Origin of the sequence: Pseudolabrys sp. (assembly GCF_035943735.1) — a bacterium.
In the GTDB taxonomy this organism is placed as follows: domain Bacteria; phylum Pseudomonadota; class Alphaproteobacteria; order Rhizobiales; family Xanthobacteraceae; genus Pseudolabrys.
Genome location: NZ_DASZBV010000001.1, coordinates 104983 through 119340 on the forward strand (window position 1 = coordinate 104983; position 14358 = coordinate 119340).

Annotated in this window: 12 protein-coding genes and 1 pseudogene; 9 read left to right on the top strand and 4 right to left on the bottom strand. The window is 67.6% G+C overall.

Annotated elements, in window-relative coordinates; all coding sequences use genetic code 11:
* The first annotated feature begins 72 nt into the window (after window positions 1-72).
* From VGV41_RS00480 to VGV41_RS00495, 4 genes are all read left to right on the top strand, one after another.
* Entirely contained in the window at window positions 73-1386 is a 1314-nt protein-coding gene (locus tag VGV41_RS00480; protein ID WP_326861676.1) for a UDP-glucose/GDP-mannose dehydrogenase family protein, read from the top strand.
* 181 nt (window positions 1387-1567) lie between these two features.
* The gene (gene hrpB / locus VGV41_RS00485; protein ID WP_326861677.1) at window positions 1568-4033 is read left to right on the top strand and encodes an ATP-dependent helicase HrpB; all 2466 of its coding nucleotides are present in this window, start codon (window positions 1568-1570) and stop codon (window positions 4031-4033) included.
* 121 nt (window positions 4034-4154) lie between these two features.
* Complete coding sequence (locus VGV41_RS00490; protein ID WP_326861678.1) at window positions 4155-4667, top strand: TIGR02281 family clan AA aspartic protease; 513 nt, start codon at window positions 4155-4157, stop codon at window positions 4665-4667.
* 128 nt (window positions 4668-4795) lie between these two features.
* Window positions 4796-6295 (top strand): phosphomannomutase/phosphoglucomutase, encoded by a 1500-nt coding sequence (locus VGV41_RS00495; RefSeq protein WP_326861679.1) that lies wholly within the window; start codon window positions 4796-4798, stop codon window positions 6293-6295.
* A gap of 36 nt (window positions 6296-6331) precedes the next feature.
* On the opposite strand, the gene VGV41_RS00500 is transcribed toward VGV41_RS00495, so the two are convergent.
* On the bottom strand, window positions 6332-6790 hold the full coding sequence (locus VGV41_RS00500; RefSeq protein ID WP_326861680.1) for a CopD family protein: 459 nt from the start codon (window positions 6788-6790) through the stop codon (window positions 6332-6334).
* Between the two features lie 127 nt (window positions 6791-6917).
* Here VGV41_RS00500 and VGV41_RS00505 point away from each other — a divergent pair, with 127 nt between their 5' ends.
* The 3 genes from VGV41_RS00505 to VGV41_RS00515 all read left to right on the top strand — a co-directional run bounded on the left by VGV41_RS00505 (window position 6918) and on the right by VGV41_RS00515 (window position 10447).
* On the top strand, window positions 6918-8042 hold the full coding sequence (locus VGV41_RS00505; RefSeq protein ID WP_326861681.1) for an FAD-dependent monooxygenase: 1125 nt from the start codon (window positions 6918-6920) through the stop codon (window positions 8040-8042).
* A 71-nt stretch (window positions 8043-8113) separates the two neighbouring features.
* Window positions 8114-9001 carry a TauD/TfdA family dioxygenase gene (locus VGV41_RS00510; RefSeq protein ID WP_326861682.1) on the top strand — a complete coding sequence of 296 codons (888 nt, stop codon included), beginning with the start codon at window positions 8114-8116 and terminating at the stop codon, window positions 8999-9001.
* Window positions 9002-9112: 111 nt separating this feature from the next.
* Window positions 9113-10447 (top strand): methyl-accepting chemotaxis protein, encoded by a 1335-nt coding sequence (locus tag VGV41_RS00515; RefSeq protein ID WP_326861751.1) that lies wholly within the window; start codon window positions 9113-9115, stop codon window positions 10445-10447.
* 6 nt (window positions 10448-10453) lie between these two features.
* On the opposite strand, the gene VGV41_RS00520 is transcribed toward VGV41_RS00515, so the two are convergent.
* Complete coding sequence (locus VGV41_RS00520) at window positions 10454-11236, bottom strand: SDR family oxidoreductase (RefSeq protein WP_326861683.1); 783 nt, start codon at window positions 11234-11236, stop codon at window positions 10454-10456.
* Window positions 11237-11337: 101 nt separating this feature from the next.
* Between VGV41_RS00520 and VGV41_RS00525 the strand changes: the two genes are divergently transcribed.
* A complete protein-coding gene (locus VGV41_RS00525; RefSeq protein ID WP_326861684.1) occupies window positions 11338-11655 on the top strand; it encodes a hypothetical protein in 318 nt (105 codons plus the stop codon).
* An 11-nt stretch (window positions 11656-11666) separates the two neighbouring features.
* Here the strand turns inward: VGV41_RS00525 and VGV41_RS00530 are convergent, their stop codons facing one another.
* Both VGV41_RS00530 and VGV41_RS00535 read right to left on the bottom strand, forming a co-directional pair.
* The gene (locus tag VGV41_RS00530) at window positions 11667-12524 is read right to left on the bottom strand and encodes a prephenate dehydratase (protein ID WP_326861685.1); all 858 of its coding nucleotides are present in this window, start codon (window positions 12522-12524) and stop codon (window positions 11667-11669) included.
* A gap of 56 nt (window positions 12525-12580) precedes the next feature.
* Complete coding sequence (locus VGV41_RS00535; protein ID WP_326861686.1) at window positions 12581-13309, bottom strand: 3-deoxy-manno-octulosonate cytidylyltransferase; 729 nt, start codon at window positions 13307-13309, stop codon at window positions 12581-12583.
* A 167-nt stretch (window positions 13310-13476) separates the two neighbouring features.
* Between VGV41_RS00535 and VGV41_RS00540 the strand changes: the two are divergent.
* Window positions 13477-14016: pseudogene (locus VGV41_RS00540) on the top strand (c-type cytochrome); the annotation flags it as partial.
* Window positions 14017-14358 lie beyond the last annotated feature (342 nt).

Below are 14358 nucleotides of genomic sequence, written 5' to 3' on the forward strand. Positions count from 1 at the left end.
CGGAAGGCGTCTGCTATTTGAGTCCAACCCGGGTTCGGCCAGTGTCCGAATCCCCACCACAATGGAGAGCGTATGCGCGTTGCCATGATCGGCACCGGCTATGTCGGGCTTGTGTCGGGAGCCTGTTTCGCGGATTTCGGCCACGAGGTGACCTGCGTCGACAAGGACAAGTCCAAGATCGACGCGCTGGAACGGGGCGTGATGCCGATCTTCGAGCCGGGCCTCGATGCGCTCGTCGCCAGCAACGTCCGCGCCGGGCGGCTGAAATTCACCACCGAGCTGAAGCCCGCGGTGGCGGAGGCGGACGCGGTGTTCATCGCCGTCGGCACGCCGTCGCGGCGCGGCGACGGCCATGCCGACCTCTCTTACGTCTACGACGCGGCGCGCGAGATCGGCGCGGCGGTCAAGGGCTTCACCGTCATCGTCACCAAGTCGACCGTGCCGGTCGGTACCGGCGACGAGGTCGAGCGCATCGTCGCCGAGACGCGTCCGGACTGCGAATGCGCCGTGGTGTCGAACCCGGAATTCCTGCGCGAAGGCGCGGCCATCCAGGACTTCAAGCATCCGGACCGCATCGTCGTCGGCACCGACAAACCGCGCGCGCGCGAGGTGATGACCGAGCTCTATCGTCCGCTTTATCTCAATCGCTCGCCGATCCTGTTCACCGACCGCCGCACCGCGGAATTGATCAAATACGCGGCCAACGCCTTCCTCGCCACCAAGATCACCTTCATCAACGAGATCGCCGATCTTGCCGAAAAGGTCGGCGCCGACGTGCAGGAGATCGCGCGCGGCATCGGCCTCGATAACCGCATCGGCAGCAAGTTCCTGCATGCCGGCCCGGGCTACGGCGGCTCGTGCTTCCCGAAGGACACGCTTGCGCTGCTGAAGACGGGGCAGGACCACGAGGCGCCGCTGCGCATCGTCGAGGCGGTGGTGTCCGTCAACGATATGCGCAAGCGGGCGATGGCGCGCAAGGTGTCGAATGCGTTGCACGGCGAGGTGCGCGGCAAGACGGTGGCGCTGCTCGGCCTCACCTTCAAGCCCAACACCGACGACATGCGCGAGGCGCCGTCGATCCCGATCATCACCGCGCTGCAGGACATGGGCGCGAAGGTGCGCGCCTACGATCCGGAGGGCATGGAGCAGGCGAAAGCCTATGTGTCCGGCGTCACCTTCTGCAAGGACGCCTATGACTGCGCGCAGGGCGCGTCGGCGCTGGTGATCGTGACCGAATGGGAGCAGTTCCGCGCGCTCGACTTCGCGCGGCTCAAGAGCACGATGGAGCGGCCGGTGCTGGTCGACCTGCGCAATGTCTACCAAGCGGACGAGGTCGCCCGCCACGGCTTCGCCTATGAGAGCGTAGGACGGCCAAGGCAGAATTGACGGCGCGGCCGCACCTTCCCTCTCCCCGCGTGCGGGGAGAGGGTGGCGAGGACCGAAGGCCCGAGCCGGGTGAGGGGGCCTCGCCGTTGTAGTACAAACCTCGATGCCCCCTCACCCGACGTCCTCGCTGTCGCTCGGACGTCGACCTCTCCCCGCAAGCGGGAAGAGGTAAGAAGAAGCCATGCGCACCTTCTCTTCACCCCTTCCCATCGACGCCGCGCTGCCCGGGCTGACCGCCGCGCTTGCCGCGCACGATGCCGCCGTGCTGGTCGCCCCGCCGGGCGCCGGCAAGACCACGCGCGTGCCCTTGGTGCTCATCGACGAGCCATGGGCGAAGGATAAGAAGATCCTCGTGCTCGAGCCGCGGCGGCTCGCCGCCCGCGCCGCCGCGACGCGCATGGCAGCGACGCTCGGCGAGCAGGTCGGCGACACGGTGGGCCTGCGCGTCCGCTTCGGCTCCAAGGTGTCGAAGCGCACGCGCATCGAGGTGGTCACCGAAGGCATCTTCACGCGGCTGATCCTCGACGATCCCTCGCTCGACGGCATCGCCGCCGTGCTGTTCGACGAATTTCACGAACGCTCGCTCGATGCCGATCTCGGCCTGGCGCTGGCGCGCGACGCGCAGCAAGGCCTGCGCGAGGACCTCAAGCTCCTCGTCATGTCGGCGACCATCGACGGCGCACGCGTGGCGTCGCTGCTCGACGGCGCGCCGGTAGTCGAGAGCGAAGGCCGCAGCTTCCCGGTCGACATGCGCTATCTCGGCCGCGATCCGCGCACGCGCATCGAGAACCAGGTCGCCGACGCGGTCGAGCGCGCCTTGCGCGCCGAGACCGGCTCGGCGCTGGTCTTCCTGCCCGGCGCCGGCGAGATCCGCCGCACCGAGACGCTGCTGAAAGAACGCGTGCGCGACCCGGCCGTCGACATCGTCGCGCTCTACGGCGCGCTCGATATGCGCGAACAGGACCGCGCGATCTCGCCGTCGCCGCCAGGCCGGCGCAAGGTAGTGCTGGCGACCTCCATCGCCGAGACGTCGCTGACCATCGAGGGCGTGCGTGTGGTCATCGACTCCGGCCTGTCGCGCGTGCCGCGCTACGAGCCGGACGTCGGCATCACGCGGCTCGAGACCGTGCGCGTGTCGCGCGCCGCCGCAGACCAGCGCACCGGCCGCGCCGGCCGCGTCGAGCCGGGCGTGAGCTATCGCCTCTGGGACGAGCCGCAGACCGGCTCGCTCGAGGCTTATACGCGACCGGAAATCCTCTCCGCCGATCTGTCGAGCTTCGTGCTCGATCTGGCGCAATGGGGCACCAGCGATCCGTCGACGCTTCGCTTCCTCGACCCGCCGCCGGCGGCCGCGCTCAGCGAGGCGCGCGCCTTGCTGATCGAGATCGGCGCCATCGACGCGCAGGGCCGCATCACCGAGGAAGGCCGCAAGCTGCGCGCGCTGCCGCTGCCGCCGCGCTTGGCCCGCATGGTGGTCGATGCCGCGGCCGAAGGCGCCGGCGATACCGCGGCCGCGATCGCGGCGCTCGTCACCGAGCGCGGGCTCGGCGGCGATGACGTCAATCTGGAGCATCGGCTCGATCAGGTCCGCCGCGACCGTTCGCGCCGTGCCGAGGACGCGAGGGCGATGGTGAGGCGTTGGGCGGACCTGGCTGGCGGGCGCGGCGCGGGCGAACTGACTGCGGGCGCGATCCTCGCGCTCGCTTATCCCGACCGTATCGCCAAGAATCGCGGCGGCGGGCAGGGCGCGTTCCTGCTGGCCAACGGCCGCGGCGGCAATGTCGATCCGGCCTCGGCGCTGGCGCGCGAGCCGTTCCTCGCGGTCGCGGAACTGACCGGCGCGGCGGCGGCAAGCCGCATCGTGCTGGCCGCGCCGGTCACGCTCGCGGAAATCGAGATGCGCTTTGCAGCGCAGATCGAGGACCGCGACGCCGTCACCTTCGACACAGCCTCGGCGTCGCTGCGCGCGCGCCGCACGCGCCGCCTCGGCAGCATCGTGCTGGCCGAGCAGATCAAGCAGGTCTCGCCCGACGCCGGCACCGCGCACACGCTCGCCGACGGCATCGTCAGGCTCGGCCTCGATAAACTGCCATGGAGCAGGGCGGCGCAGCAATTCCGCACGCGCGTCGAATTCCTGCGCAAGGCGGAAGGCGACGAGTGGCCGGACCTCACCGAGGAGGGGCTGGAGAAGACTGCCGCCGACTGGCTGGAGCCGATGCTCCTCGACAAGACATCGCGCACCGCCATCGGTGCCGACGAATTGTCCGATGCGGTGATGACTCTGCTGCCATGGACTTTGCGCCGCCGTCTCGACGACGAGGCGCCGACGCATTTCACCGCGCCCACCGGCACGGCGGTGCCGATCGACTATTCCGCGGAGCAGGGGCCGACCGTGTCGATCCGCGTGCAGGAATTGTTCGGGCTGGCGAAGCATCCCTCGATCGCCGGCGGCCGCGTGCCGCTGGTGGTCGAGCTCCTGTCGCCGGGCCACAAGCCGGTGCAGATCACACGCGACCTGCCCGGCTTCTGGCGCGGCTCCTATGCCGATGTGCGCGTGGAGATGCGCGGCCGCTATCCGCGCCATCCCTGGCCGGACGATCCGACCACCGCGCCGCCGACCCGCCGGGCGAAGCCGCGCGGCACGTGATCGGCCAAGTTTTCTCATTTCCTTTAACCGACCGCTCACCACGCGCGCCGCCTGCATCCTCGCGTTAAGCCGGCCTTGGCGGCGCCCGTACCAGAATGGGGGAGAATTTCAGGGGCCTCTCATGCGCGCCTTTCTCGTTCTCGCCGTTCTGTTGGTGGTCCTGGGCGGTTATGCCGCCCGCTTCGCCGACAAGGCGGTCGTCGAGCATCCGCAGGCGCAAGCTGCGACGGCCGACAACGCCGCGCGGGAGCCGGTCTCCTCCGGCCGCAGCCTGATGGTCGACGCCGGGCGCGATGGCCACTTCGCCGTGCAGTCGCGGGTCGACGGCGTCTTCACCGATTTCATGATCGACACCGGCGCCTCGCTCGTCGTGCTGCGCGAGAGCGACGCCGCCAACGCCGGCCTGCGTCCGATGCCGGCCGAATACACCGCGGTCGTCTCGACCGCGAACGGCAAGGTGAAAGCGGCGCCGATCAAGCTCGACCGTATCGAGGTCGGCGGCATCACCGTCTACGACGTGCCGGCGCTGGTGCTGCCGGACGACCTCCTCGGCAAGAACCTGCTCGGCATGGCCTTCCTGTCGCGCCTGCGGCGGTACGAAGTGGCCGACGGCCGGCTGGTGATGGAGCAGTAGCGTCCTTCCCGCTCGCGCTCGTCAGCGCCCCGGAATGACCACCTTCGGGAACTACTTTGCCAGGGTTCCGCGTTAGGCTATCTGACCCCCGCCAGCGGCCGAATTTACCGCCCTTTCCCGAGGACCTGATGTTTCCGACGCCCAAGCCCGCGCTGACGCCGAATACCTATGCCTACGAGTCAACGCCGCTCGTAAAGCCGACCGGATTCCGTGAATACGACGCGCGCTGGCTGCTGGAAAAAGAGATCAACCTGATGGGCGTCCAGGCCCTCGGCATGGGGCTCGGCACGCTGATCGGCGAGATGGGCGTGAAGAAGGAGATCGTCACCGGCCACGATTTCCGCGGCTATTCCGCCTCGGTAAAGATGGCGCTGATCTCGGGCCTTCTCGCTTCCGGCTGCAAGGTGCACGACATCGGCCTCTGCATGACGCCGATGGCCTATTTCGCCCAGTTCGCGCTCGACGTGCCGTGCGTCGCCATGGTCACCGCCTCGCACAACGACAACGGCTGGACCGGCGTGAAGATGGGCGCCAACCGCCCGCTCACCTTCGGCCCCGACGAGATGACGCGGCTGAAGGAGATCGTGCTCGGCGCCAAGTTCGACATGAAGGGCGGCGGCTCCTACGTCTTCGTCGAGAACTTCCCCGACCGCTACATCGCCGACCTCACCAACCGGCCGAAGATCAAGCGCAAGCTGAAAGTCATCGCCGCCTGCGGCAACGGCACCGCCGGCGCCTTTGCGCCACGCGTGCTGGAGGCGATCGGCTGCGAGGTGATCCCCCTCGACTGCGAACTCGACCATACCTTCCCGAACTACAATCCCAACACCGAAGACATGAAGATGCTTCATGCAATGCGAGATGCGGTGTTGAAGCACAAGGCCGACGTTGCGCTCGGTTTCGACGGCGACGGCGATCGTTGCGGCGTGGTCGACAATGAGGGCGAGGAGATCTTCGCCGACAAGGTCGGCGTCATGCTGGCGCGCTGGATGTCGGAGAGCCACAAGGGCGCGACCTTCGTCGTCGATGTGAAGTCGACCGGCCTCTTCAACACCGATCCGGTGCTGAAGGCGAACGGCGTCAAGGCCGACTACTGGAAGACCGGCCACTCCTACATCAAGCGCCGCGTCAACGAGCTCGGCGCGCTCGCCGGCTTCGAGAAGTCCGGCCACTTCTTCTTCAACAAGCCCTTCGGGCGCGGCTACGATGACGGCATGATCTTCGGGCTCGCCGTCTGCGACATGCTCGACCGCAGCCCGGACAAGACCATGGCCGACCTGCGCAAGGCGCTGCCCAAGACCTGGGGCTCGCCGACCATGGCGCCGCATTGCGACGACGAGAAAAAGTACGGCATCGTCGATGCCGTCACGAAACACTTCGTCGACGCGAAGGCCAAGGGCGACAAGGTCGCCGGCCAGGCAATCCGCGACGTCGTCACCGTCAACGGCGTGCGCGTCACCGTCGAGGACGGCACTTGGGGGCTGGTGCGCGCGTCGTCGAACAAGCCGGAACTGGTCGTCGTGGTGGAAAGCCCCGCCTCCGAGCAGCGCATGCACGACATGTTCAAGGCGATCGACGGCGTGCTGCGCACGCATCCGGACGTCGGCGCGTACAATCAGACGATTTGAGTGTGCTTACCTCTCCCCGCTTGCGGGGAGAGGGAATTAAGCCCAAAACCGCCCGGTCCCGCCGACGATCACGACGATCAAGCCTATCGGCAGGTTCACCGCGATGATTTGCCGGATGCGGTTGAGCTGCGCGCCGGCCGCCGGCCAGTCGCTCGCATCGACCGCGCGTTTGAACTTCAGCCAGGACCCGTGAAAGAGCCAGGCGTAGAGCGCGACCATTACAATGCCGAGCGCCATCATGATGTTGATGTACATCGGCGCGTGCGCGAAGCCGCCGAAAAAGCTGAGCATCATCCAGAAGCCCGTCGCCAGCAGCAGCACGACGCTCGCCCACACCCAGGGGAAGAACTTGGCGAAGAAGCGCCGCCACAGGCCGAGCCGCAGCGGCGCCTCGAGCGGTCCGGCGGCCGGCCGCAGGCACAGATAGGCGGCGAACATGCCGCCGACCCAGACGACGGCGGACAGGACGTGCAGCGCGAGGGCGATGGCGAGCATGGCTTTAGTTTCCGTGTCATCGCCCGCGAAGGCGGGCGATCCAGACGCCGCAGCATAACGCGGCTGGCGCTTCTGTGATACTGGATGTCCCGCTTTCGCGAGGCATGCCAGCCGATAGAATGACCCCATGCGCATCGCCATCCTCGGCGCCGGTCCGGCCGGCCTCTATCTCGCCACGCTGATCAAGCGCCGCGATGCTCGCGTCGACGTCACCGTCATCGAGCAGAACCCGCCGGACGCCACCTTCGGCTTCGGCGTCGTGTTCTCCGACCGCGCCCTCGAATTCCTGCGCGACGACGACGAGGAGACCTGCGCGGCAATCGCGCCGCACATGGAGTCCTGGGAGGACATGACGCTTGTCCTCCGCGGCGAGCGCGTCGTCATCGACGGCATCGGCTTCGCTGCGATCGGGCGACTCGAGCTGCTGCAACTGCTGCAGGCGCGCGCGGGGGCCGCCGGCGTCGCGCCGGTCTACAATCGCGCGGTCACATCGCTAGACGAACTCGCCGGCTACGACCTCGTCGTCGGCGCCGACGGCGTCAATTCGCTGGTGCGGCGCACATACGCCGGCGCGTTCGGCGCCAGTGCGCGGCTGCTCACCAACCGCTTCGCCTGGTTCGGCACGACGCAGCCTTTCGACACGCTGACGCAGACCTTCGTCGACAGCGCGTTCGGCCCGCTCGACGCGCATCACTATCGCTACGCGGCCGACCGCAGCACCTTCATCGTCGAGGTCGGGACTGATACATTCGCGCGCGCCGGCTTCGCATCGATGAGCGAAGCCGAAACGCGCGGCCTCTGCGAGCGCGTCTTCGCCGACGCGCTTGGCGGCCATAAGCTCATTTCGAACAATTCGATCTGGCGGCAGTTTCCGGTCGTGCACAATGCGCGCTGGTCGCACGGCAATTGCGTGCTCATCGGCGACGCGCTGCACACCGCGCATTTTTCCATCGGCTCCGGCACGCGGCTGGCGCTGGAGGACGCTATCGCGCTCGACAAGGCGCTTGCCGCGCATCGCGCGGTGCCCGACGCGCTCGCGGCCTTTGAGGCCGCGCGCCGGCCGGTGCTGGAGAAGCTGGTCGCCGGCGCCAATGGCAGCGCCGACTGGTACGAGCGTTTCGGCGAACATATGCGGCTTGCGCCGCTCGACTTCGCCATGAGCTACATCACGCGCTCGGGCCGCATCGATCTCGAGCGGCTGCGCACATTGTCGCCGCGCTTCGTCGGCCGCTACGAGCGGGAACACGCCTGAGCGGCCTTGCCGTCGGCCCGCCTTTGCGGGACACTTCGGCCAATCACAAAAGCGACCAAGGGAGAACGCCGATGCAGATCGTCCCCGTGGGTCCCGGTTTCGCTGCCGAAGTGCGCGGCGTCACGCTTGCCGATGTCGTCACCAGCGATGCCGTCTACGCCGAGGTGCGCGCCGCCTTCGAAGAGCACTCGGTGCTGGCCTTCCGCGGTCAGGAGGTCACCGACGAAGGCCAACTTGCCTTCTCGCGCCGCTTCGGCCCGCCGGAGGTGACCAAGGTCGGCTCGCTCGGCACCGGCAGTCACTTCATCACGCTCACGACCATCGGCCCGGACGGCAAGGTCGTGCCGCCGGACCACCGCTACGCCATGCGCAACAAGGCGAACCAGCTCTGGCACACCGACTCGTCGTTCAAGGCGGTCCCGGCGCTGACCTCGATCCTGTCGGCACGCATCATTCCCGACAACGGCGGCGAGACCGAGTTCGTCTCGACGCGGCTCGCCTTCGAGCGCCTCGCGCCGGCGCTGCAGCACAAATTGGAAAAATCCTTCGCCTGGCACGATTACAACCATTCGCGCAGCAAGATCGCCGCCGGGCTCGCGACACCCGAGGAACGCGCCGCGCTTCCCGCGCAGTGCTGGCGCATGGTGTGGCGCAATCCGGTCAACGGCCGCGGCGCGCTTTATCTCGCCTCGCATGCCTATGCGGTGGAAGGCATGGAGGCGGAGGCCGGCCTCGACCTGATCGAGGAATTGACCGAAGCCGCAACCGCGCCGGGCACGAGCTATATGCACAGATGGCGGCAGGGCGACGTGGTGATGTGGGACAACCGCGCTACCATGCATCGCGGCCGCCCGTGGCCGGCGCACGAGGCGCGGCTGATGGTGCGCACGACGATCTCGGGGACAGCGGCGGACGGCATCGAGACCATGCGGCCGCCGCCGCGGCAGGCGGCAGAATAGGCTAAGTCCGATCAATGGCTTAGCTGGGCCGACGGCACGATCGCCGGTTAAGGACTGGTCAAATCTTGCGGTGTATGAAGGGCATACATCGGATCGGCCACCTTGCCCGCAGTGTTCGGAACGACCTCATACCTCATCGTTCTCGTCGCGCTCGGCGGCGCCGGTTTCGTGCTGTTCTCGCTGCGCCGCGGCCGCGCGCAGGCCAGCCCGCTGCTCGACATCGTCATCAATAATATGACGCAAGGCGTCGTGCTGGTCGATGCGAACGAGACCGTACAGGTCTGCAATCACCGCTACGTCGAGATGTATCGCCTGTCGCCGGAGATCGTGAAGCCCGGCTGCACGCTGCGAGACCTCATTCAAAATCGCATCTCGACCGGCAGTCTCAACCTCGATCCGGAAAAGTACCGCTCCGAGATCCTGGCCTCGGTTCAGACTGGCGGCGCAATGAGCCGCATCGTCGAGACGCCCGACGGCCGTGCCGTTTCGGTCATCAACCGCTCCGTCCTCGGCGGCAGGTACTGGATCGGCACGCATGACGACATCACCGACCGCATCCAGGCCGAGCGCAAGGGTGCTGCGTTGAACGAGCAGGAACGTCGCCGCGTCGAGATCGAATCGGAAATCCGTGCATTTCGCGAGAGCGTCGTCTCCATGCTGCGCACGGTGGGCGACAGCGCCGCGGCCTTGAAGGAAATCGCCGTCACCCTGTCAAATTCGTCCGGCGATACGCTCGAACGCGCGACCGGCGCGGTGCGAAGCTCCGGTGAATCGTCGGCCAATATGGTCGCGGCCGCGAGCGCGGCCGAAGAGCTGATTGCCTCGATCGGAGAAATCGGCCGTCAGATCGGCCGCGCCGCGGAGCTGGTGGCGCATGCCGTGATGGAAGCGAATTCGACCAACGAACAGATGAATGGTTTGAGCGCAACCGTGCAGGAGATCGGCGACGTCGTCAGCCTGATCCGCAGCATCGCGGGGCAGACCAACCTGCTGGCGCTCAACGCTACCATCGAGGCGGCGCGCGCGGGCGAAGCGGGGCGCGGCTTCGCGGTCGTGGCTTCCGAAGTGAAGTCGTTGGCGGTGCAGACGGCGAAAGCGACGGAGCAGATCGCCAGCCAGATCGATGCGGTGCAGAAATCGACCGGCGCCGCCGTCGAGGCCATCCGGCGCAACACGGACCGCATGCGCGAGATCGATGGCTATACCTCGGCGGTCGCTCGCGCGCTCGATCAGCAGAACAGCGCGACCGACGAAATCGCCCGTAACGTCTCTAGCGCCGCGGACGGCGCGAAGGGGACCGCGGCCGTGCTCGTCGAGTTCAGCGGCGCGGTCGGACAAACGCGCGATGCCGCTGCCACCGTGCTGGAGGCTTCGGCGCAGGTCGCCGAAGCGGCGCGCGATTTGCAGCACCGCATCGAAGGCTTCCTCAGCCGCGTCGCCGTGTGAGCGTCCTCAGCCGTTCCGCATCTCGGCGCGCAAGGTCGGCAGGCCGATGCCAGTCGAATCGAAGCCGCCGTCGACGCACAGCACCTGCCCGGTGATGTAGCTTGCCCGATCGCTGCAGAGGAAATAGATGGCTTCCGCCAACTCCGCTTCGAGGCCGTAGCGGTTGAGCGGCATGTGATCGTGATAGTCCTTGCGGATCTCCGGCGTGTGGACCGCCTTGGCCATGGCGGTGTCGACCGGTCCCGGCGCCACGGCATTGACGCGGATGCCGAGCGCGGCGAGCTCGGCCGCCTGCTGTTTCGTCAGATGCGCCAGGCCGGCTTTGCTGGTGCCGTAGGCCGCGCGCAAAGTCGAGGCGCGGAGCCCCGAGATCGACGTGATGTTGACGATTGAGCCCCCGCCGCTGTCGCGCATCACCGGCGCCGCCGCCTGTGTGCACAAAAACGGGCCGGTGAGATTGACGGCCAGCACGCGCTGCCAGTCCTCGTAGGTGACGTCGAGGATCGGCTTGAAGATGGCGATGCCGGCATTGTTGACCAGCGCATCGAGGCGGCCGAAGCGCTCGGCGACGGACGCAACCGTGCGCGCAACGCCGGCGGGATCGGCGACGTCGCAGGTGATGGCCATGGTCGCATCGGGCTTGCCGAGCGCCGCGAACGTCCGCGCGAGATTGTCGCCGTCGATGTCGAGCAGTGCGACGCGCCAGTCGTCGGCAAGAAAGCGCTTCGCCGTGGCAAGCCCGATGCCGCGCGCCGCACCGGTGACGAGGGCGACTTTGTCCGCTGCCATGCTGTATTCCCCGGAGTGACGAGTATGTTCGCTACGGGAGCATGCCGGCACCGCTGAAGGCAAGCGGCGCGCCGGCGGCACGCTTGGTGTAGACTGCGCCGATGCAACGCATCATCGCCGCCGCCGGGCTCGGCACTCTCGTCCTTTCCGTCACTGTCCACGCGCAGGACATCCGCGGGCTCGAGATTTGCACCGCCGAGAAATCGATGGAGCGGCGCACGAGCTGCCTGCAGAGCAACGTCGATTTCCTGCAACAGGCGCTGGCGAAGCAAGCGCGCGACACCACGGCGCGGCTCGATGCCGGCGAGCGCGAGGCCAAAGCGCGGCAACTGGAGATCGCGGCGCTCAAGGTCGAGGTCGCCGCGCTCCGCGCCACCGTTGCGGAACTGAAGAAAGCCGAGCCCGCGAAGAAGAAGTGAGCGGGTGCGCCTCAGTCCTTCTCTTCCTTGAACGTCTCGCGATAGCTATGCGCCGGGTAGACGCCGAGGATATCGAATTCCTTGGAGAAGAAGTTCAGTTCCTCTAGCGCGAACACCAGCGACCGGTCGTCCGGGTGGCCCTCGACGTCGGCGTAGAACTGCGTGGCGAAGAAGTTGCCGCCGACCATGTAGCTCTCGAGCTTGGTCATGTTGACGCCGTTCGTCGCGAAGCCGCCGAGCGCCTTGTACAGCGCTGCCGGCACGTTGCGCACGCGGAAGACGAAGGTGGTGATGGTCTTGCCGTTACCGGGCTTCGCCCATCGCTTGTCGCGCGACAGCACGATGAAGCGCGTGGTCGAATTCGCTTCGTCCTCGACGTTCTCCTTCAGGATGTCGAGACCGTAGATCTCGGCGGCGAGGCGAGACGCGATCGCCGCGCGCGTCATGTCCTTCGCTTCCGCCACCTCGCGCGCCGAGCCGGCGGTGTCGGCGGCGACGACCGGCTTGAGCTTCAATTCGCGGATCACGTTGCGGCACTGGCCGAGCGCCATCACGTGGCTCTGCACGGTCTTGATCGTCTTGAGGCTGGCGCCCTTCGGCGCCATCAACTGGTTGCGGATCGGCAGGAACCACTCGGCGATGATGTGCAGCCGCGCGGTCGGCATCAGGTGATGGATGTCGGCGACCCGGCCGGCGACCGAGTTCTCGATCGGGATCATGCCGAGATCGACGTCGCCTGCGGTCAGCGCCGAGAAGCAGTCCTCGAAGGTCGGGCAGGGGATCGGCTCGTAGTCGGGATAGGCTTCGTGGCAGGCGATGTGCGAATTCGCCCCCAGTTCGCCCTGGAAGATGATCTTCTTCTTGGCCATACGCAGGTCCCCTTACGCAACGTGGGGAAAGCCGTACGCAGACGCTGGCGTCCAAGTCAACGGGCCAGCATCCGGCGGGCTTTCTCCAGATCTTCCGACGTGTCGACGCCGAGCGGCACCGACTCGACGATCGCGATGTCGATGCGCATGCCGGCATCGAGTGCGCGCAATTGCTCCAGGCGCTCGCGCTGCTCGTTGGCCGAGGGCGGCAGCTTGACGAAGCGCTCGAGCGCCGCCCGCCGGTATGCGTAAAGACCGATGTGGTGATAGTGCGGGCCGGCGCCCTTGGCGTCGGCGCGGGTGAAGGTGGTCGCCGTGAGGCGTCCGGGCGCGACGGGCCGCCCGTGCGCCTTCACCACGCTCGGATTGGTCAGTTCGTGCGGGTCGCGGATTACCGCAGCCAGTGTGCCGATATCCACGGCCTCATCCTTGAGCAGCGTGCGCGCGGCGTGGATGTCCGCGGCCGGGACCGTGGGCAGGTCGCCCTGCACGTTGACGACGATGCCGACGCGGTGCTCCGGGTCGAGCGCCTCCAGCGCCTCGAAAATGCGGTCGGAGCCGGACGGATGGTCGCCGCGCGTCATCACCGCGCGGCCGCCCGCCTTCTCGACCGCCGTGGCGACGGGCTCGGAATCGGTGGCGACCACAACCTCGCCGATATTCGCTTCCCGCGCGCGCCGCCAGACATGCACGATCATCGGCTCGCCGTGGATGTCGGCGAGCGGTTTGCCGGGAAGGCGGGTCGAGGCCATCCGGGCCGGAATGAGAACGATCGTCTGCGACATCGCGGCCTGCCCGTTACCGCCGCAAAATGCGGTAGAAATCGAGGGTGGACCGCGCGCTTATACGGGTTGCCAGACGGGAGGCAAACCGGTATCTGTCCGCCGCCGCCGGACGCACGGCGGCTTCCGTCCCCGCCCCGTTCGCCCCGTCTCGGGAGCCCCGATTTCCGATGAATTCCTTCGAGCTTAATAAAGTCCTCGGCGCCGTACTCGGCACCTGTCTCATCCTGCTCGCGCTGAACATCGGCGCCAACGCGCTGTTCGCGCCGCAGAAGCCCGCCAAGCCCGGTTACCTGATCGCGGTGAAGACGGAAAGCGAAGGCGGCAAGCCCGCCGCCAAGGTGGCCGCCAAGCCGATCGCCGAACTGCTTGCCCATGCCGACGTCGAGAAGGGCAAGAACGTCGCCCGCCAGTGCCAGGCCTGCCACACGCTGGCCAAGGGCGAGCCCAACCGCGTCGGTCCGAACCTCTACAACATCGTCGGCGACGAGCGCGGCAAGGGCAAGAATGGCTTCAACTTCTCGCAGGCCATGAAGGCGAAGGGCGGCGAGTGGAGCTACGACGAGCTCAACAAATTCCTCACCAACCCGCGCGAGTACATCCCGGGCACGGCGATGACCTTCGCCGGCATCTCCAACGACCAGCAGCGCGCCGACGTGATCGCCTATCTGCGCACCCTGTCCGACAGCCCGAAGCCGCTGCCGAAAGCTGAGGCCGCCGCCGCGCCGGCTCCCGCGGCTCCGGCTGGCGGCGCGGCTCCGGCCGCTGGCGCCGCTCCGGCGGCGAAGGCTCCGGCCGCTCCTGCGCCGGCTGCTGCTCCGGCGCCCGCGCCGGCCAAGTAAGCGGCAGGCATATCGCGATCTTCAGAACGGCCGGGCCTCGCGCCCGGCCGTTTCGCTTTGCGCGGGAACCCGCAGCGCGTGCACCCTGTTTGGTTCTGAGAAACGGGCCGGCGCGGCGCTCCGCCGCTGGTGACGGAACCAAAAACCGACATAATCGGCCGCGATTGCCACCCCATGCGCCGCTGGCGCGCCGGAGCCCCGGAGCCTTCA

Excerpts from the sequence above, each read along its gene's own strand:
- VGV41_RS00495 (WP_326861679.1), top strand. The coding sequence starts at position 4,796 with ATGTTTCCGACGCCCAAGCCCGCGCTGACGCCGAATACCTATGCCTAC.
- VGV41_RS00505 (WP_326861681.1), top strand. The coding sequence starts at position 6,918 with ATGCGCATCGCCATCCTCGGCGCCGGTCCGGCCGGCCTCTATCTCGCC.
- VGV41_RS00535 (WP_326861686.1), bottom strand. The coding sequence starts at position 13,309 with ATGTCGCAGACGATCGTTCTCATTCCGGCCCGGATGGCCTCGACCCGC.
- VGV41_RS00510 (WP_326861682.1), top strand. The coding sequence starts at position 8,114 with ATGCAGATCGTCCCCGTGGGTCCCGGTTTCGCTGCCGAAGTGCGCGGC.
- VGV41_RS00525 (WP_326861684.1), top strand. The coding sequence starts at position 11,338 with ATGCAACGCATCATCGCCGCCGCCGGGCTCGGCACTCTCGTCCTTTCC.
- VGV41_RS00480 (WP_326861676.1), top strand. The coding sequence starts at position 73 with ATGCGCGTTGCCATGATCGGCACCGGCTATGTCGGGCTTGTGTCGGGA.
- VGV41_RS00520 (WP_326861683.1), bottom strand. The coding sequence starts at position 11,236 with ATGGCAGCGGACAAAGTCGCCCTCGTCACCGGTGCGGCGCGCGGCATC.
- hrpB (WP_326861677.1), top strand. The coding sequence starts at position 1,568 with ATGCGCACCTTCTCTTCACCCCTTCCCATCGACGCCGCGCTGCCCGGG.
- VGV41_RS00530 (WP_326861685.1), bottom strand. The coding sequence starts at position 12,524 with ATGGCCAAGAAGAAGATCATCTTCCAGGGCGAACTGGGGGCGAATTCG.
- VGV41_RS00490 (WP_326861678.1), top strand. The coding sequence starts at position 4,155 with ATGCGCGCCTTTCTCGTTCTCGCCGTTCTGTTGGTGGTCCTGGGCGGT.
- VGV41_RS00500 (WP_326861680.1), bottom strand. The coding sequence starts at position 6,790 with ATGCTCGCCATCGCCCTCGCGCTGCACGTCCTGTCCGCCGTCGTCTGG.